Origin of the sequence: Clostridium autoethanogenum DSM 10061 (assembly GCF_001484725.1) — a bacterium.
Taxonomy (GTDB): Bacteria; Bacillota; Clostridia; order Clostridiales; family Clostridiaceae; genus Clostridium_B; species Clostridium_B ljungdahlii.
Genome location: NZ_CP012395.1, coordinates 4,062,675 through 4,082,499, shown reverse-complemented (window position 1 = coordinate 4,082,499; position 19,825 = coordinate 4,062,675). Strand labels below are relative to the sequence as shown.

At 29.1% G+C, this 19,825-nt stretch carries 24 protein-coding genes; all 24 read right to left on the bottom strand.

What is annotated here, in order from left to right:
* Positions 1-8: 8 nt before the first annotated feature.
* Positions 9-173 carry a hypothetical protein gene (locus CLAU_RS20930; RefSeq protein WP_013238355.1) on the bottom strand — a complete coding sequence of 55 codons (165 nt, stop codon included), beginning with the start codon at positions 171-173 and terminating at the stop codon, positions 9-11.
* A gap of 229 nt (positions 174-402) precedes the next feature.
* Positions 403-753 carry an SdpI family protein gene (locus CLAU_RS18600; protein WP_013238354.1) on the bottom strand — a complete coding sequence of 117 codons (351 nt, stop codon included), beginning with the start codon at positions 751-753 and terminating at the stop codon, positions 403-405.
* A 342-nt stretch (positions 754-1,095) separates the two neighbouring features.
* Positions 1,096-1,512, bottom strand: coding sequence for a 3'-5' exonuclease (locus CLAU_RS18595; RefSeq protein ID WP_275935554.1), 417 nt, complete (start codon positions 1,510-1,512; stop codon positions 1,096-1,098).
* A gap of 200 nt (positions 1,513-1,712) precedes the next feature.
* A complete protein-coding gene (locus tag CLAU_RS18590) occupies positions 1,713-2,123 on the bottom strand; it encodes a type II toxin-antitoxin system PemK/MazF family toxin (RefSeq protein WP_242834130.1) in 411 nt (136 codons plus the stop codon).
* 7 nt (positions 2,124-2,130) lie between these two features.
* Positions 2,131-2,361 (bottom strand): hypothetical protein, encoded by a 231-nt coding sequence (locus tag CLAU_RS18585; protein ID WP_023163426.1) that lies wholly within the window; start codon positions 2,359-2,361, stop codon positions 2,131-2,133.
* A 228-nt stretch (positions 2,362-2,589) separates the two neighbouring features.
* Entirely contained in the window at positions 2,590-2,970 is a 381-nt protein-coding gene (locus CLAU_RS18580; RefSeq protein ID WP_023163425.1) for a hypothetical protein, read from the bottom strand.
* Between the two features lie 2 nt (positions 2,971-2,972).
* Complete coding sequence (locus CLAU_RS18575; RefSeq protein ID WP_023163424.1) at positions 2,973-3,788, bottom strand: GH25 family lysozyme; 816 nt, start codon at positions 3,786-3,788, stop codon at positions 2,973-2,975.
* 13 nt (positions 3,789-3,801) lie between these two features.
* Positions 3,802-4,023: a hemolysin XhlA family protein gene (locus CLAU_RS18570; protein ID WP_023163423.1), complete on the bottom strand. Its 222-nt coding sequence runs from the start codon at positions 4,021-4,023 to the stop codon at positions 3,802-3,804.
* Between the two features lie 87 nt (positions 4,024-4,110).
* Entirely contained in the window at positions 4,111-7,803 is a 3,693-nt protein-coding gene (locus CLAU_RS18565; RefSeq protein ID WP_023163422.1) for a right-handed parallel beta-helix repeat-containing protein, read from the bottom strand.
* Between the two features lie 25 nt (positions 7,804-7,828).
* Positions 7,829-8,368, bottom strand: a complete 540-nt coding sequence (locus tag CLAU_RS18560) for a putative phage tail protein (protein ID WP_023163421.1) — start codon at positions 8,366-8,368, stop codon at positions 7,829-7,831.
* Entirely contained in the window at positions 8,361-9,485 is a 1,125-nt protein-coding gene (locus CLAU_RS18555; RefSeq protein ID WP_023163420.1) for a baseplate J/gp47 family protein, read from the bottom strand. Before CLAU_RS18555 ends, CLAU_RS18560 begins: the two co-directional genes overlap by 8 nt.
* On the bottom strand, positions 9,485-9,949 hold the full coding sequence (locus CLAU_RS18550; RefSeq protein ID WP_023163419.1) for a DUF2634 domain-containing protein: 465 nt from the start codon (positions 9,947-9,949) through the stop codon (positions 9,485-9,487). The genes CLAU_RS18555 and CLAU_RS18550 overlap by 1 nt, the downstream gene beginning before the upstream one ends.
* Positions 9,950-9,961: 12 nt before the next feature.
* A complete protein-coding gene (locus CLAU_RS18545) occupies positions 9,962-10,288 on the bottom strand; it encodes a DUF2577 domain-containing protein (RefSeq protein WP_023163418.1) in 327 nt (108 codons plus the stop codon).
* Between the two features lie 11 nt (positions 10,289-10,299).
* Positions 10,300-11,739 (bottom strand): C40 family peptidase, encoded by a 1,440-nt coding sequence (locus tag CLAU_RS20625; RefSeq protein ID WP_023163417.1) that lies wholly within the window; start codon positions 11,737-11,739, stop codon positions 10,300-10,302.
* On the bottom strand, positions 11,736-12,230 hold the full coding sequence (locus tag CLAU_RS18535; protein ID WP_023163416.1) for a hypothetical protein: 495 nt from the start codon (positions 12,228-12,230) through the stop codon (positions 11,736-11,738). The genes CLAU_RS20625 and CLAU_RS18535 overlap by 4 nt, the downstream gene beginning before the upstream one ends.
* 48 nt (positions 12,231-12,278) lie before the next feature.
* Positions 12,279-14,648, bottom strand: coding sequence for a transglycosylase SLT domain-containing protein (locus tag CLAU_RS18530; protein ID WP_029169936.1), 2,370 nt, complete (start codon positions 14,646-14,648; stop codon positions 12,279-12,281).
* A 210-nt stretch (positions 14,649-14,858) separates the two neighbouring features.
* Complete coding sequence (locus tag CLAU_RS18525) at positions 14,859-15,305, bottom strand: hypothetical protein (protein ID WP_023163414.1); 447 nt, start codon at positions 15,303-15,305, stop codon at positions 14,859-14,861.
* Between the two features lie 36 nt (positions 15,306-15,341).
* Positions 15,342-15,764 (bottom strand): phage tail tube protein, encoded by a 423-nt coding sequence (locus CLAU_RS18520; RefSeq protein WP_023163413.1) that lies wholly within the window; start codon positions 15,762-15,764, stop codon positions 15,342-15,344.
* Positions 15,765-15,820: 56 nt separating this feature from the next.
* On the bottom strand, positions 15,821-16,915 hold the full coding sequence (locus tag CLAU_RS18515) for a phage tail sheath C-terminal domain-containing protein (RefSeq protein WP_023163412.1): 1,095 nt from the start codon (positions 16,913-16,915) through the stop codon (positions 15,821-15,823).
* 16 nt (positions 16,916-16,931) lie between these two features.
* Complete coding sequence (locus tag CLAU_RS18510) at positions 16,932-17,375, bottom strand: phage tail terminator family protein (RefSeq protein WP_023163411.1); 444 nt, start codon at positions 17,373-17,375, stop codon at positions 16,932-16,934.
* Positions 17,372-17,809 carry an HK97 gp10 family phage protein gene (locus CLAU_RS18505; protein WP_023163410.1) on the bottom strand — a complete coding sequence of 146 codons (438 nt, stop codon included), beginning with the start codon at positions 17,807-17,809 and terminating at the stop codon, positions 17,372-17,374. Before CLAU_RS18505 ends, CLAU_RS18510 begins: the two co-directional genes overlap by 4 nt.
* A 13-nt stretch (positions 17,810-17,822) precedes the next feature.
* Entirely contained in the window at positions 17,823-18,167 is a 345-nt protein-coding gene (locus tag CLAU_RS18500; RefSeq protein WP_023163409.1) for a head-tail adaptor protein, read from the bottom strand.
* A gap of 1 nt (position 18,168) precedes the next feature.
* A complete protein-coding gene (locus CLAU_RS18495; RefSeq protein ID WP_023163408.1) occupies positions 18,169-18,474 on the bottom strand; it encodes a head-tail connector protein in 306 nt (101 codons plus the stop codon).
* 92 nt (positions 18,475-18,566) lie between these two features.
* Positions 18,567-19,796 (bottom strand): phage major capsid protein, encoded by a 1,230-nt coding sequence (locus CLAU_RS18490; RefSeq protein ID WP_023163407.1) that lies wholly within the window; start codon positions 19,794-19,796, stop codon positions 18,567-18,569.
* Positions 19,797-19,825: the final 29 nt, after the last annotated feature.

Below are 19,825 nucleotides of genomic sequence, written 5' to 3'. Positions count from 1 at the left end.
ATTTACTATTATTTATCTTCTTTATAATGACTCATGCTTAAAAAAATATAAGACACTCCTAAAAGTTCAAAGATAATTCCTATGGAATATTTTTTATCAATCAAATTCATTATTCCTACAAATAAAAAACAAATACTTGAAAATAACCATAATTTCCATGATTTTATATTCAAAATCACATCCTCCTCTAGAACGTAACTATTGTTTGTTGACTAATTATACCACAACTAATAACATCTTAAAATTAAGGATAATTAAATAGATCTATAATTATATTAAACATATAGAAAACTATTAAGTAATCAATTTAAAAACACCACATAATTCAATTATTTTGAATTATGTGGTATTCTAATAAATTATTCGCTTTTTTAACTATCTTAAATATAATCATAGCCAAAATTACATTCTTTTATTTCCATATTTGTCAAATGTTTTTCTTAAATGAATTTCTGTGCTAGGAACGGAGCATACAATTATTGTTACAGATATTATTGTTGAAATCTTGCTTGCAATATCAATATTGTTTTTGTAAATTATATTACACAGTGCTGATATTATTAAGCATATAATACCAACATATATTAACATATTACTACAAAAATAATTTGCTTCATCCCATACATCTTTATTCAGCATAGCAAATGGCGTTCTATATCCATAAACATTACTTATATTCTCTGGTGGGCAAATTTTAAGTCCAACTCCAACAGCCAATACAACTAATCCAATTAAATAACTGGTAAATAACATAATAAAACACCTCTTTATTATTATAAATATTCTTATTTTATTTGGTTAATTATATCATATTTTTCACACCAATTCATCAAGGGTAATTGGATTACCCAACTAACCTGTTGATTTATAATAACTTGAATTTATTTTTTTATTTTAGAAGTGAAATGAGGTCAGTATTTTCATACTGACCTCATTTGATTAAATGGGTTGCTGTTATTAAAACAGCATATATCTGATGTATATTTCTTACATAACAAATATATAATATTTAAATTATTTCATCCAGTATTTATTACTGGTTATACATCAAGTTAATGGAACCTCACTTGTAAATCGGTATACATTTACCTTTAATCACAAACATTTTCTAGCAGCATCCTTCATCAGCTGTCCATTATAAAGAACCGATAAATCAAATCCTATCTCTCTATTACCTGAAAATAATACTTTTAAGCAATTATCTCTCTTATCTATTATTTTTCCACTTCCAAATACTTTGTGAACTACATAATCCCCTATTTCTAAATCGCAATTTTTCATAAGCTCTCCCGAATTTAACAAGTCACATTCTTCTATAAACCTGGATACATTTACTGCCTTTTTCCTAATAGTACTTGAATAACATAAAGTCAAATTATCTATGGCTCTTGTAACCCCTACATAAAAAAGCCGCCTTTCTTCTTCCAGATTATTTTGTATGCTATTTGCATGGGGAATTAACCCTTCGCTGCAGTTTATTATAAACACATTCTCAAACTCCATACCTTTCACGCCGTGAATATGAAAATTTGATATGTTTTAATTAGCTAGTATCTGTGATTTCATTATTAAATTTCATAATTCGTTCCATTCACATAATAATATTATACTACTTCCATTTAATTAATTCAGTATGTAATAATATTTTTTATTTTTAATTTTTATATAAAAAAATAGCTCCTGATTATTCATCAAGGGCTTGTACATAAGTTCTACAAATTATCTGTAATCTGTTCTATAGGGCAATCCATTTCGTCTTCAATAAAATCCAATACTAAATTAAAAACATCTTCTTTTAATTCACCCATAACAATATAATCTAATTTATCTTTGTTAAAATAATAAAACTGTTCTGCTTTTATATATCCATCAATACCATCATTGTTTTCAATAATTGAATCATTATGAGCAATAGGGAAATTACCTGGATATTCTAACTTCTTTTTTCTTTGTTCATCATTTTTAAATGAAGACATTACACTACAAATTATATCATAGTTTAATCCATGAATTTTTCCATGTTCATCACTTAAAACAACAAAAGAATGTTTATTTATTTCTTTTCCTTGACTTTTATAATTTTTTACTAAAATTATATCTCGTACTTTACACAACTTTATCACCTTAAATCTATTTGTTTTTAGGACTATAAACAATAACTTTTTTCTTACCAGTTAAAACTTCTTCACTCCAATCTATAGGAACTACTTCTTTTAATGCTTCTTTTGAAGATAATGATATAAAATCTCTGTTTTTTAATTTGTTTAAATTAAGTGATCTACTCATACCATCTTCCTCCTTACCTTTCCATTTTTTTAATTTTACCTTTTTATGTTTATACCATTTAAATTTTCTATTCATATTATTATACATCTCCCATAAATTGTAAATTATATCTAATTTTATTATACAATTTATGGGAATACATTCAAGATAAACTATTGGATAATTTTATAAACTATTGGATAAGTTTATAAACTATTGGATAATTTTCTTTTATTATAGCACATAGAAAAAAGAAAGTGAAGCTAAAAACTACACTCTGAAGCTAGAAATTAACGGTTATGAACGCAATATTAATTAAACTAATTAAGCTACTTTTTTATCTTCTGATTTTACTTGTCCCATCTTTATCTTTGTTACAGTTGCCTTTATTAAATTATATATACTTTCTGCATCTAAACCTGTTTTCTTTGAAATCAGCTCTGTAGCTTTACTATGTTTAACTTCTGAATCCCAATTAAAACCCTTTGCTTCTTCCTCTATCCTTAATATTATATCTGTAGCAATAGATTTATCCATATTATATTGATCTACACCTATTTTTTCTTTTAATGCTTTTTCTTGTTCTTCTATAAAATTAGCATGTTTCTTTCTAAAATCTTTAACATAATAACTTATTAATGCAAATAAACTAGCAATTACTATATATCCTAAATCTGGTATGATTGTTGTTAATAAAGTTGTCATAATTATTTACCCCCATTCTTAATGAAATCTAATACAGCTTGGCATGTGTCGTATCTGGTTTGTCCTTTAATTATCTTTGTAGCATGTTCTGTAAATTGTCCACCACCTACACAATAAATATTCTCTACACAGCTATAATCAAACTTTACTAGAGAATTATCTATAATTGGACATTGTAAAAAATCAGCTAAATATCCTGCTGCTCTTTCATCTACACTATTATTAATACATACTATATTTTTCACTTTCTTTATACCTCCACTAACAAATATTTTTTCATTAAAATCATCTAAATCACAATTTGTTGATACGCCAGGAACTTTTCCTGTTTCTGAATATTGGAAACCAACATATTCTTTATCAGTATGAGGACTATTTACACCATATTCTGCAATCCACAAGCTTAGACCTAAAGAATCATTATTCATACTTTCTTTTAGAAAACTTGTATATGTATATAATCCAACCTTTACTCCCTGAGATTCACAGTAATTTGCAAAAGATTGTGTCCTTCCTAATGCTGAACCATCTTTAAGACTATCATGTTCAACATCTATCATTGGAATACAATCATATGCTAAACCACTTATACAATTTAGAAAATGAATTGCTTCCTGTTTAGGATCATTCTTTCTCAAGAAATGATAGAAACCAACCTTCAATCCTACATCTTTACAACCATTATAGAATGTTCTCATCATTGAATCATTATATGTTAAGCCTTCAGTACTTTTAATATAACAAATTTCATATCCTGCATCTTTTACAGCTTGAAAATTTACAGAACCATCATTGTTACTTATGTCTATACCTTTCATTAACTCATCTCCTCTAAAAGAATAATATCTTTATTAATAACGCTACCATTGTAGTAATTGCAAAATAAAGCCATTTATTGTTATTATCTATTAATTTATCTATTTTTTCGCATAACATTTCAATTTGTGATTCTTGCTTTGTGTCGGATTTTTCAAGGATTCCTATTCTATTACCATGATCTTTTAAAGTTTCATCATGTTCTGATACTTTCATTTCCATTGTTTCGTTATTCATCTTTTCACCTCCAAAACTTTAAAAATAGGTAATAAAAAAAGACTACATATTTATATAGCCTAAATTTATTACCTAGATATTTGATTTTTATTTTCCAAATACCCATCCAATTATATTAAATGCTTGTGAACTATTTTTTGTTAATGTAAAACTTCCGTTATTTGGTTGAGATAAGGTGAAAATAGGATCTGTAGTAGACATCCAATAATCAGTACTCTGATTGTAAAGCTGTGCTGATGTCCACCAATACCCTCCTGCTAATATTCGATAGTAATTATTTATATCAATATATCTGAATATTATAAAAATTATTTTTGAGAAAGAAGTTGTAAAAGTATAAGTATGACTAGTATTATAATATGTTCCATCTATTTGATGATATTCATAAGGTAATCCACCTAAACTTTCTATAGTAGCACTTCCTGATATTCCAAATATAGATTTACCAGATATAATATTATTACTAGATAAATTGCTATCACCTTTTATAGTAATATTATCATCATATATTCCAGCAGGTTTTACAATATCACTTGTTCCCGGTGTAACAGTCTGTGCGGATGTAGCCTGTACTGGGCAAGAACCTGTTACTTTATTTCCATTTACATAAGCTGTTTGACCATTTCTTATTTGTGTTGCGGTTGCTGTTGCATCTGCAGTATCTACTACACTAGATTTACCATCTATACCAAATACTTTTTTTCCTGCCTTGATGTTGTCTGAACTTAAATCTGGTTCTGAGGTATACACACTTCCACCATTAAAATAAGTTCCTTCTGGTGGGTGCATATATGCCTTTCCATTAGACACTATTTTGGCTATTGCTTGTGCATCTATACCAGCTCCACATATAGGAATACTTCCTTGTTTTATGCCATCTTCTGTGCCAAAAGTTTTTGTTTCTAATACATCTCCAGAGGTTGCTGTTCCATAATCACCTCCTTCACCCAATAATTGAAAATTTGAGCCATTCCAAAATAGCATATAATTACTTGCGTATAATTTAGCATTATTTCCATTTTGTTTTTTAATTGCGTGTGCTGTTCCACCATTTATACTTAAAGTAGGTGCTGTAGTACTTGGATTATTGAATGTTATAGTGAATTTTTCGTTTGTATTAATAACTTCTGATGTTTCAATACTATAAGCATCACCACTGTTAGTGGTAGTTCCTAAGTGTGGTATTTGTTTTGTATTATCTGCTATGTGATTATCTATTTTATCTGTATTAGTTGCTGTTGATGAACGAATATAATCTAAATAGTTAGTAATTAATGATGCAGCAGCAGAATTATTTAATGGTAAAGTTACTATAACATTAGGGATAGATTCACTAGAAACTAATTGTAATGTATCATTAGGTTTTATAAAACCTTCTACTGCATTGATAGTTGATTCAATTTCACTTTTTAAGACAAATTGAGAAGTCAATGAACCATAAGATGTTCTAACAGAACTTATATCAGAAAATGAAGATTTTTTAATTATTAAAGCAATTGTGTTGTCATTTCTTTCATAATATTGACCTATGTTAGATACATCATCTTTACTTGTAGCCATACATCTAGTCATTCCAATAATATCTACTGTATTTCCAGATACATTAGGAAATGTTCTAACCCCTTCAAAAACTGTACTAGGTATAATAATATAATCAACATTTGTACCTGATTCTAAATGATCAAAATCTGTTCCTGATATAGTGTGTTTTCCTATTCTTTGGATTAATTGCCAAGGGTATATAATTTCATCATATACTTGATTATTTTCTAGACAATTTAAACAAGGAATTGTATAATCAATCTGTTCTCCATTACTTGTTCTTCTTACTGTAGTCTCACTAGAACTCGTATTATAATCAAAGTAACTGCTGTTAATATACTTATTTATTATTTGTTGTTCAGTTAATCCTTCTACATTAGATTTTAATATAGGAATTACCATTATGTCTTTATAATATCCATTATTATAAGTTACATAACCTGAACAAAAATTGCAGTACATATCTAAAGCACTACCATCCATTAAAAGTCCTACATTAGTCCAAGAGCTTTCAGTTACATCTCCAGTAGTTTTTATAGTTGAATTAGCAGATACATTCTTTTGTGTCAACTGTATATGACCTTTTGCTTTGCACATTATTAAATAATAATAATCTGCCGTACCCGTGAATCTGATATAAGAACATCTAGGAGCATTTAATGGATCTGTAAAATCACTGAAATATCCATCTAAGCATGCAAAACCATCTACTGTTTTTACAAGTGAATTTAACCAAATACTAAACATTCCACCATACATTCCTGCTGTAGAATATTCAGATTGATGTGTAGTTATATTGCCTAAATTTCCTAATAAATTCTTTAAGTATCTACCTTTAGCATTAATAGCTAATGGAGATTCCACAATATTAGAACCAATGGTAATAGTTTCTTTTCCTACAGTTATATCTTGTTTTTGTTCCAAACTACCATCTATGGATGTATTAGTACCTAATAAATCAAGTTCTTTATTAGCAATTGAAGAAAACTTAATATTATTATATCTATTACTATCGCAATTTGCAGTTTCTTCTATGCCAATAGGAGAATCCTCTATAATACCACCATCAACTAAACATGTATTTGTATTTTCAACATGAATACCAGCTACTTTATTAGATTTTAATGTTAAACCTTTTACTGTGCCGTTTATTGCATTACTTAATCTAATTCCATATTGATTATTTTGTTCACTATCTAATTGTTCAATTACAAAATTATGATTAGCATAAGAATTTGATAATTCTACGCCAGAGTAATTATTAGATATACATTTAACATTTTCTAATCTAAAATTATCACTTGAAATAATTTGTACTCCTACAGAATTATAGTTAGCACTACTATTTTTTATTATAGTTCCATCCAAACAAGAATCTACGCATATACCAGAAGATAAACAATACTCTGCTCTTACTCTATTTAATATTAAATTCTCATTACTACCACAAGGATGTATTCCTTGAAAATTAAAATCATGTACATATACATCTTCTATAGTGAAATTATTGGTATAATCTAATATAATTCCATTAAAACCTGTGTCCATATCTATTGTATAAATAGGTACTTTTGCTTTATTACCGTCTATCTCACCACCAGTAATAGAACTATTAGTTACTTGATGACAATAAATAGCTGACGTTGCTACTACTACATAACTGTTTTCTACAGGAATATCTTTTTCATAATTAGTTTCCACAGAATTAGTTCTAGTCACAGTTAATACATTACCTGATATACTTGATATAGTCGCGGCTATTCCTGGTAAATAACCAGTAGCTCCTGTACCATAGCAAATTTGTTGTCCCATTTTAAAGCCTGATACATCTGCTACTGTCAAAGTATATGTATGAGCTGTATGCGCTACTGTTAGTGTAGTTTTAAATTGATCTTTTACTTTTAGAATAGCTCCTTGAGATAATTTAAGATGTACATCACTTTTCATATTTAAGCCTTTACTTAAAAAATAAATTCCAGGTGAGAATATTATAGTTCCCCCTCCATTAACAGTCATATTATCAATTATATCTTGTACCGTATCAATATCTGAGGGTTCGACAAAACGTGTTATTTTATTAACAGAAGTATTTATTCCACTTATGTTTTCATTTTTTAATTTACTATCTGCATCTAATTTATCCCAGTTATCATTTAATATTGTTTTTATATTAAATGTATTACTTCCATCTATGTTCTCTGCTTTATACAATTGTAAGGATTCTGTTGTTGTTGCCATTTTATTACACTTCCTAACTAAAAAATTAAAATGCGAATTTACTGAGTGGTTGTTGCTGTAATTGATCTAATGTCATCACTCCATCTATTTCGCTTATAAGTAAGTATCTAAAACTATATAAAACTATTAATTGAGCTGGTTTTATAATATTTATAGCTTTCTTTAAATTATCTAAATCTATAGGTACTCCATATTCTCCAATAAATTTTATATTTATATCTCCATCTATTAATTGCGACTTAATATCCCCATTATGCCAACTATTACATACAGCTTGAATTAAATCTATAGAAAAATTACCGTAACTTTTCCTTCTTGCTTCTAATTGGCTTCTTCTATCCTCTAAACTGGAATTTGGATCAGTTTTAAAATTCAATACTTTTTCCATCAATGGTATTCCAATGTCTTCTGTCAGTTCGTCAAAATAAATTTGTCCACTTAGAATATCTATTATTTCTTTAATTTTATCTATCTCAAGTCCAATGCTGTTATATAGTTGATATATATAAGGATCATTCCTGTATAATTTATGAAGGTGTTGTATTAGATCATCTTTACTAGACATTCAATGTCACCGTCCCTGTTTCTGGTATTTCGCATAAAGAGGCTACTAAAGATAATGGTACATTAGAGTTTCCACCATTTACTTGTAAATTAGAATAATCATTGATTCCTTCTGTTTCATATAATAAATTTCCTATCTTTGCATAGGAAACAGAAGGTGTATCTTCTTTAAGTGCTATGGTTTTCAAATAACTTGTTACAGATAATTCAAAATTTGATTGAACAATATCTTTCGTATAATTTGTAGCTAAAACTATCGTAGCAGATATATTTATATTTTTAGCTACAGCACTTTGTATTGTAGTATAACTACCAGCACCAGCTAATCCTTTACCCATACCCCAGGTTGACCAATTTCCATCACTATCTTGTATTCCTTTAGGATCTATAATATTTTGTGCATTATCTATTAATGTTTGGTCTGCTACTTGCATATTACTATTACAAATAACAACTAATACACTGTTTTTACCTTGCCAACATCCAAATGCTTTTGCTCGTCCCACTCCATCTATACTTTCTGCCCAATTTATAAACGCATTTTCATTATTGCTTGTAATTGGATTTCTTAAATATGTATAATATCTTTCTCTTAAAAAATCATCGTTTTCATTATCTATTCCATTTGACACTACATTTAAATTAGTAATACTAACTATTCCGTTTAAAGTAACTGGTATTTGTATAATTGTATTTGCTGGTGTATTGCCATAAGTACCTATTTGTAAAGCTTGTATTGGTACAAGACCAGTGCCATTTATTATAGTATCTATTGTACAAGCATATTCAATTCCACTTTTTGTCTCGAACTTATCTCCCATATGTACTGTTCCATTTCCATTTACAGTTAAATTAGTAGTAGCGTATGTACCTAATTTTCTTTGTATTCCAGTACGTTGTTCAACAAATCTTTCCAAGTCCGCACCACTTAAATTATCTACATTTTCCATATTATCTCTAGTATCAGATAATTCTTTATAAACATCTGCCAATGCTATAGCAAAAGATTTTAATGTATCATACATCGGATAGCCTATAGTTTTCTCATATGAGTTATCTACATTATCCAATAATTCTTGCTGTATATTATCTGTTGTCTTATCTGTATAATAAGCCACTATACCACCTCCTGTTTTTCTATTACTCCATCAATTAAAGTAACTTTGTAACTTACTTTCCATTTCGTTTTTTCTATATGTGTTAATTCAAAAGTGTCTACACTTTGTATATATCTATGCTTCAATAAAGCCGTTTTTATCTCGTTTATTAATTCAGACTGGTAATATCCTTTCATTTTTAGAAACTTTTTACCATAAAAATCTTCTATGTTACAATAAAATTCTGTATCCTTATATATATCAAATTTATCTTGATATGTAAGTAAAATTAAATGTATCCATTGTTCTATCTTTTCTATATCTGTAGTTAATTCAACTAATTTTCCACCTTCTATAACAAATGTATTACTATTAAAATCAAATTTATAAACTCTACCAAGTGGATCTATTGTTGTTATAGAAGGTATATTGTCTATTTGTTGTTGTATATCTGGAATAAGTGGTAGCATATTAGTTGCTGCCATAATATCCACCTCCTAACTAACCTTATCAATTACAATCAATGTTTGATTATCATTTGTAAATTGACATATAACTTTATCACTAATTTGTAATCCTATATGTGTAATAGTAGCACTTATATTTTCACCACCATCAATACTCATTGTAACTGTTTCTGTATAACCTTTTAATTTATCCCCTACAATTAAATTTTTTCCATAAAAAAAAGCCTGTCCATCTAATACGCTTACTTTTATAGGATCTATTTCAACTACTATTCCTAATACATGCCCTAATAATTGTGGATTATTTCTTTTATCATATTCTTGTTTCCATTCGTTTGCCCATCTAGCATTGTACATATTTTAACCTCCTATAAAACCCTTATTGCTGCATTACAATTTTGTGCATAATATCCAGAAAACGTAGATATTTTAACTACATCTCCAGTATGAGGTGCTTGTATAAATTGGTCGTTACCTATATACATTCCAACGTGTCCAGTATTAAAGAAAAATACTATATCTGCTGGCTGTATATCATTCATACTTACTCTAGTCCCTTGATTTACCATATCATATGTATAAGCAGCTAAATTGTAGCCAAAATGATTAAATACATATGCTACAAATCCAGAACAATCAAAACCACTTGGAGTTTTACCGCCCCAAACATAAGGTACACCTAAAAATTGTTTTGCATATGCAATTATTTGATCTGCTTTATTATTTCCATTACTAGTAGAACTTCCACTAGTAGATTTTTCTGTACCATAATCTGTAGTATCTACAAATGTAGCACCACTAAAATCTACAGTAATTTGTATTTTATGTACATTACCATTTAATGTATGTTGTGCGGATTTTATTTTATAATATCCTTTTACGCCATATCTACTTATATCTATATATATCTGTCTGTTAGGCCTTATATTTTCACCATTTTCAACATCCAAAAGTGTTACTGTAACTTCCCTATTAGTTGCGTCAAAAGCATTGAGATAATTCTGTGCTGTGGTTCTCGCTTGTGCTTCATTTTGTCCATTTACTTGTAGTATTTTACTCATACGCCCAAATATTTGTATATTATTATCATCAGTTTTTGTCGCTAATATAGTTGGTGGTACTGTAGTTTCTATAGATGTAGTTGCATTATCTGTATTACTTTCTGTAGATGTAGAATTATTAGACACTATTACATAGTCACACATGTTTTCCATATTTCTAGTTACATTATAATCATCTGCCATTATATATTTACAATTACTACTATCTAGCTTTTTAATATTACTAATTTTATCTATCCAGAGGACTGTTCCCCTTATCTCTGCAAATATATCGTCTCCTGTTTCACTTTTACACTTATCCAAAATATCTTTAATTATATCTATATATTTTTTGCCCCAATATAAGTTATTTATTTTTGTACTTAGAGCCATACAAGCTCCACCGATATAATTATCAGTTAAAATTTTATAAATACAACTTTTAGCATCTTCACCATTAAATTGATATACTTTAATTTGATCTTGATTAAGAAAGAAACTATAATCTTGTACTGTATAACTACCTTTTCCTTTATCCTGTTGTTTTTGTGTGACAACTCCAGTAAATACCGTCGTATCATCCACCTTTAAAGCAATGTGACTTCTTCCTTCAGCAAAATCCATCATCGAATCAAAGGTCAAATTTCCACCTATATTATCTTTATCATATGACCAAGAAAAATTATCACACAAACTTGTTACATCCACATAATCTTTAAAATTATAACCAACCAAATAATTCGTAAGAAATCTCCATTTTCCTATCATATGTTCACCTTCTTTAATGCATCTATAGCATTAATTAAGGCTGTTTTAGCTGGAGCTATTACAAAAGCATCTGCTGGATTATTGTATTGTTTAAAGGATACTTTATATTTTATATCCCCATTATTTTTATATTGCCATGTTAAACTATCTACTATTACGAGCCAATTAATTATTTCGCTGTTATCTTCTCTGGTTTGTATACATTTAATTGCAGTTTTAGTTTTTTTATTATTATTCCAAAAATTAATCAGTTCCATTGGATTTATATTACTTTTTATAACATATCCTCTTTGTGCATTTTCTGGTGGCAAAAAACATTCTATAGAAAAACTACCTATATCTGTTCCTTGTGGTATTATATATGTTGTTCCATCACTTCCAGTAAAAGTATCTGTAGTTGCATTACCTGTATCAAGTTCTGGCATATCTTCTGGAATAACTGGTAGTTGATAAACAAAAGTACGTTTTTGATCTGAAAAATATATATCCAATCTAACACCTCCATAAAAATAAGAGGTGCTACATTTTGTAACAACCTCTTATGCTGTTTGCATTTCTGTTTTTAATGAATTCCAAATATGACTACCTATTTGATCCGCAAATGCTTCTGTACCAATAAAAGTGTCAATATTTATATTCAAATTTATATCTTGCTTATTATTTCCACTTAATATTTTCTTTGTATCTTGTCCATTTATAACCTGTTCTCCACCATGCATCCTCATTCTTTGTCTACCTATTACCAACTCCGCTGTATTTTCTGCTACGTCTGCTACACCTTCTCGTGCACTAGTCGTACCTGTCCAATAACCTTTATATCCTGCACCTGTGGCAATATTTTCTGGTGAACCATATCTACTTTTTATATATCTTATTGCTGCTACTGCATTTGCTATTGGATTGGTTATACCTCCTAATCCAGATATCGCAAATTCACGAAAAGTTGAAGGTAGCATTTGCATTAATCCAGTTGCATATTCTCCATTAACTCCAACACTATTAACTAGATTAGGATTTCCTGTACCAAGTTTCCCTGGATCTCCACTTTCTCTGCTTGTTATATCTAATAATTTAGTCAACCAAGACATAGGACTTCCAGTAATCGCTAGAGCTGTAGTAATCCATCCGCTTACATCTCCACCAGTAAAAATCCCATGTGCAAAATCCATAGCACCTCCAAATACTTTACTGATAACAGTTTTTAAGCTATCTTTTCCTTTAAAAATTCCATTATATAATCCTTGTATCAAGTAGTTTCCAATTTTCGTCATTTCCTTACTTGGTGAAGCAATACCAAAAATATTCTTTATTCCTTTAAGGATTTTTGTTCCGAGATCTTTAGCTACTGAAACTACATCGTCAATTTTAGCTTGAATTCCTGCTTTTAATTGATTTACAATATCTTTACCCCATTGTAAAGCCGTAGTAGGTAAATTTTTAAAGAAATTTATAAAATTAGTAAATTTTTCTGATATCCATGTACCAATACCAGATATAATGTTCCATGCTCCAGTTTTAAAACTAGTAAACATATCAGAGCCATATTTTGCCCATTTAGCAGGTAAACCACTAAACCATTCCATTGTATTGGTAAATTTCATTTTTATCCATGCCCATAAACCACTAAAGAAAGTTTTAACTTGTGTCCAATGTGTGATTACTTCATATGCAATTAAAGCAAATGCTGTTATTGCTGCAATAACTATTACATATTGTGGTGGCAATTTAAATATAGTTTCTAATAATTTACCGCCTTTTCCTACAGTCGATAAACTATCTAATCCTTTTTTAAAATCTTTTATTCCTTTTACAACAGTATTTATTGTGGTTGCAACTTTCCATCCTGCAAATGCTGTACCTATACCAACTATAGCTAATCTTACAGCTCCTCCATGTTGTGCTAACCAATCAAATACTGTTTTAACTGGATAAAGTGCATCATTCAATAATTTTTGTATAGTTTTTGTTACATCTTTTGTACTTCCACCTAAAGATGGCATTATATTAGTTGCAATTTTACCTACATCTTTTATAATGTTTGCCAAAATTGGTTGTACAGTTCCAACTACTACACCAATAATACTAGAAATAATAGGTGTTGCGTTACTTAATCCTGTAGCAAATTTAGACATATAGGGAACAAGCATACTTCCTATACTTCCAGCTAGTCCATTTATTGTGTTTTTAATTCTTATAAGTGTACCTTCATAGGTTGCACCTGCTGCCTTGGCACTACCACCAAATTCTCTATTTAATTCACTTAGAATCATTTGTTGTGCTTTCGCTGTTTGCCCTGTACTAACTAGACTTTTTATAGTTTTCTTTTGACTATCTGTAAATGTAACACCAACTTTAGTTAAAGCTGTAACACCCTTAATTGGATCATTTAAAGCTTTTCCTAATTGCATAGCACTTGCTTTTGTATCTGTTCCAAGTGCAGTTGACATGTTGTTAACAGTACTTAATGCATCTTTCATTATGCCACCTTTTATGTTGGTGAATGTCAAAAGCATATTTTCTGTTGCAATGTTCGTCCCTTTTGTGAAGGTTGTTAGTTTGGACTCTGCTGTTGCGTAATCCAATAATTGTTTTTGACTTAATCCTGCTGCCCCACCTGTACTTTTCAAAACACTAGCCATTTGTTGCGTTGCTTTCTGTGCCCCTTGTGCTCCTGCTATAGCAGATTTCATATTGAAACCTGCAAATAAACCACCTGCAAATCCAGCAATAGAAGATTTTAAGCCAGAAAAACCACTTGTAACTTTATTTCTAAAAGCACCTACATCATTTTGAGCGTGCTTTAGTTCTCTACTAAATGACTTTGTTGCTTCTACTGGCTCTTTCATCTTTGGACTAAACATATCTTTTAAATTTAGTATTGTACCTATAACTCTACTTATAATTCTCACCTCCTCATATAAAAAAAAGAAAAGATAAGAATTATTAATTATCTTTTCCGTCAAATAGTATTTTTAAGAATTGTCCTAAATCTTTCCAATATCTATTCTCACATTCTATGTAAAACATTTTGTCATAACTATCTACATTTAATAATTTATCAAGATCATGACCTCTAGCAACTAGGAAAGTAACTGTTTTTAAATAATCACTTTCCTCTATTAGTTTTTTACTTCATTTTGTAATTTCTTCATGTCTATTCCACTAGTTGCAATGAGTTTATCACCTATTTTAGTAATATCAAGTCTTTCAAAAGTTAAAAGGACAATATCTGACTCTGGATGTCCTTCCATTTCTTCCTTTACACTTTCAATTAATTCTTTATCATGGAAAGATGGACATTGCTTATAAATTAAGTCTGCATATACTTCTACTACATCATTTGTAGATACCGAATTATCTGCGTTCATCTTATCTAGTTCGTCCAAATAATCAAAAACTTCTTTTTGAGTAGGTGTTATAAATTCCATAACTTCACCTTCACCTACTTCAATTTCAACTACTTTGTGTTGATTATTCTTTTTAGCTATTTTTTTAGCTATTAAATCCTTTATAGTCAACTTTTTATTTTTTACTGCTGTTTTACTTTCTTTATTTTCTTTTTTCATATATAACAAATCCTCCTAGTTAATAATTATTATTATTTAGTCTATAGTTTCTATTGGTTTTGCCATTAAAGCATTAAATGGAAATTCTTGACTTGTATTTTTTTGTGACTCAAAGTTATTGTCTATTTCTGTAAATACTATACCAGTTATACTCCAACGTTCGGTTTGCTTAGTTACCTCATCATACGCACCAGAAATTAATTTTATATCTGGTATTGCACCTCCTGAGATACCTTGATAAGCTTCTTTTATTAAATAACTATTCTTTTTATCAAGTGTAAGTGTTCCACTTACGGACATTCCAGTAATATTCGTACCTGTCCCCCATTCGCCACACTCAACGACATCGTCTGTTTTTGCTTGAATTTTGCAAGACCATTTAGTTACTCCTGGGACTCTATCACCATTACACCAAATCTTTCCGTTGCTTCCACTTAAAACATGTAAATTTCCTGCCATCTATATCAAATCCTTTCTTTTTCAAAAAAATAATAAAAGGTAGATGTTTTCTACCTTTAGTTAAGTATATTTTCCATCGACAAATTTGTCATACTTTCTAATATTTCTAAATTAGAGCTTGTAAATATATTTCTTCTAAAATTTTGCTGTTTAACTTGTGCATCTGTCATATTATCTACAATTAAAGAAGTATTTTGTTTCAAATAATTCCTCATTGTACCTACATTTTGTGTACATATATTATCAAAATCAGGATTCAAAATGTCTAAATCCTCTAAATCTCCATAATAAGTATTAACAGCATCTACAAAAATTTCTCTATTATCATTGGAGTTTTTAAACTTAGATAGATAAAAATCTTTATATGTATTGTAAACATCATAATAAATCATATCCATTGCTTCAGAATATTCAATAAGTTTCATATCTTCTATTTCATCTGTCCCAACTGTAGTTTTATTATTTATACCAACTAATATTCTAACTTTATCACCATCATTGAATAATACAAGTTGTCCATTAGTTGTTGCTGTATCTACATCTGCAACTTCTGTAACACTTTCCAAATCGTCCATTATATCATAGGTTACACCATCTGTTTCTACATTCCTTCCAGCTATTGAACTCAATAAACTTGGAATATATTTATCTCCTGTTACTTCTCCTCTTGTAGAATCTAGAAATTTCACTTTAGAATTTATAAAATTAATCACATGCCTACTATCTGCGGAGGTTGTTAAATTGTAACATATTGCATTGTAATATTTCTTAGATGCTTCTTGTGTTTTTATCCATGCAGACAAGGCGGTGTGATCTGCTGCTGTACTAGAATACACTCCTATATAACTTTGTGTTTCACAACTTCCTGCTATTGCTAATGCGTCTGCAATTGCTCCATCATCATCTATTCTTATTACTGTTAACTGATTTATATTTTTCTTAAAGCAATCTTTAAGAGCGTTTAAATTATCTATGGTGTATAATGCATTATCTGCTATTACATCAGATAATTGTGTATATATTTTTTTACTAAAAGCTTTATTTGTATCATCTTTTATTATCAAAATAACTTTTTTGTTTGAACTTCTTTCGACAAAAGTATTTGCTAATACCTTAAATTGTATATCTATAACTGGCTTTGTTATTGCCATCTATATCAAATCCTTTCTATTTATAATTTTCTTCATCTTCGATATTTTCGATATAATCCAAATTATCCTCTTCTGTATCTCTTTCGATATAATAATTTACATAAAATAATATTTGTAATATTCCATCTGTAATATTGTAATCAATCCCGTCCTCATCAAGATTTATATAAATGTCTTGTAACGGAAACCCCTGACAAAATAATTCATCAATATCATTTTGTATATTACATAATTCTTCTAAATAATCATATTCATCACTTGGAAAATAATATATTTTTATTCCTATTTTCTTTTGTGTCCTTCTATCTGATAGCTGGTTACTTGCATTACTTAAAATTGTTGTATAAAAAGCAGCTCTTTCGTGTCCATCTGGATTATCTGTAAAAGTTATATTTGTGCTAGGAAATTTTGTTGTAAGCATTGTATTTATTTGTGTTACCACGTCTGCAACTGTAATCATAATCCCTTTTCCTTTAACATCTTATCTATCCAGTCCTCTGTGTCAGAATAGTAAGATTCTTTAAAATCTTGATAAGCTTTTTCTGTATAAGCATAACCTTTTACAAATTTCCCAGTATCCTTTTTATCTGGCTTATGTCCTATTTGCTTATGTCCATTCTCCAAAAGGTGTGCTATTGGACTAGAATTAAATGCCCTTACGCTCATTTCACCCTGATAGTTATAAACTTTTCCAGCTTTAAATTTATTATAAAAATTTGTATTACCTTTATCGGGTATACCAACTTCTTTTGCTTTCTTTTTCATCTTTGTTTTTAATTTATTGGCTTCTTTTTTTAGGTATTTTTTTGACTCTTTAGGTAGTTTTTGTTCAGCTAAATCAAGTAAAGATTTACTAAATTCATCTAATTCATGTGTGTCAAAACCATCTTCCATACAATATCACCTCTTATTCATACTTAATTTCCAACATTACTTCCCAAAACTGGTTATCTTGATAATCTGGTTGAAAATATAAAATATTATATCTCAAACCATCTTTATCTTTAAAATACATATCTATAGATAAATTTTTTATGCTTAATTTTCTACATCTTAATGTATGAGTTACATTTGCATACTCTGTATCTGCCACTGTTCTTTGCGTATTTCCTGTTAAACTAGCAGGTATTATTTGGCAAAATATAGGTTTAATCTTGCCATATGTAGGTACTTTAGCTCCTAATTTATCTCTAGTACCTGTTTTACCATATAAATCTAGTTTATTTTTTAATTTACTTGTTAAATTGCTCATGTTATACCCCCGTAGTAGTGGTAGTAGTATCTACGGTATAAGAGTATTGCAATTGTAGCATAATAGATTGTAATGAAAATCTAGCTTTTTCGCTAACTTTATCTGTCATTAGTCCATTATTATCGAACCAGTCTGTTATAAGTACTCTACAATATAATTTTGCTAAAGGATTAGTATTATCGAAAGTTATTCCAGTTGCATTAAATAAATAAGCTTCTGCGGAATCACATAATAGCTGTATATCGTTGTCTTTATCATCATAATCTACTGTTAGCCATTCTTTTGCTTCTGCTAAACTTACTATCAATTACATCACCATCCTTTTTATTCCTAAATAAATAAGAGCAATAAAAAAAGACCTATTAAGTCTTATAAATTACCCTTATTTATTAAAGTTTTTTAAGCTAATTTAGCTAATAATACTTTAATTGCATTTTTATTAAGAAGTTTACCATCAAATCTGAATACACCTTTAACTTCTGTTCTATCTTTTCTCCAAGCATCTCCACCTACATTAGATGATTCTAAAGACATTACTTTTCTATCAAACATAGTATATAAATCCGTTAAAGATCCCATAATAAATGGTACTTGTGTTACTGCTGTTTCTCCTGTACCTGTTACTACATCTGCAAGGAATTTCTTAGGAACTTTTACAATTTCCCTACCAAGAAAAGTAAATCCAGATTGTTTTGTTGCATCTGGCTGTAAATAACTATGTCCTTGTGCATCTTCCAATGAATCTAAATAATCGTAACCTTCACAATTTGTAAATATCACTAAATTATCATTGCTGACACTTTCTAAATCTACATTAAATATATGTTTGAATTTCTTAATATCTGGTGCTGTATTTATACTTTCTAATCTACTCTCTAATGCTCCACCTACTTTTGCTTCTGTCATAATTCCTTGTGCAGATTTTACACCTGTTCCATTAAATATCTGGTATGCATATGTATTTAACTCATTTTCACCTAACCATTTTGTTATAAATGCTAGAATGTTTTCTGCGGAATCCTCCAATAATTCTGAAGTCAAAGGTATAAATCCACCATATTTACGAACTGTATAACTCATATCTTCAAATGTTGGCTCATACATTTCTTGTATTTCTGCATCTTCATCTAAAGATGGAAAACCTGCTGCTTGTGGAATATTATTAGCTATTGGTCTAGTTCCTGTCATAGTTCCAACTGGCTCTACATTTATGTATGGTCTTATGTCAAAATTTCTAGTGGCATCCTGATATTCTATTATTTTTGTAGAAACATCTGGTGTAATTACTACTCCACCCTTTGTTCTATCTCCCTCGATTACAGTATTTCTAATTTCTTTAAATGCTTTAGCTTCTGCATCTGTCATTTCTTTTCCTGCAATAGCCTTGGCAACTATTAATCCTAAATTTTTATCTTTCAATTCAGTTTTTTTAGTTTTATCTTCAACATCCTTAGTCTTACTTTCTGCTTCTGCTTTAGCTTCAGCTTCTTCCATTTCTGCTAAAGTTATCTTAGCTTTTACTGCTTTAATTTCTTCAATTTTATCTGTTATTTCCTTTGCTACAGTTAATTTTTCTGCGGAATCCTTTAATTCTTGTAATTCTTTTTTCAATTCGTCTGATTTTTTCATATATAATTTACCTCGCTTTTAATTTTATT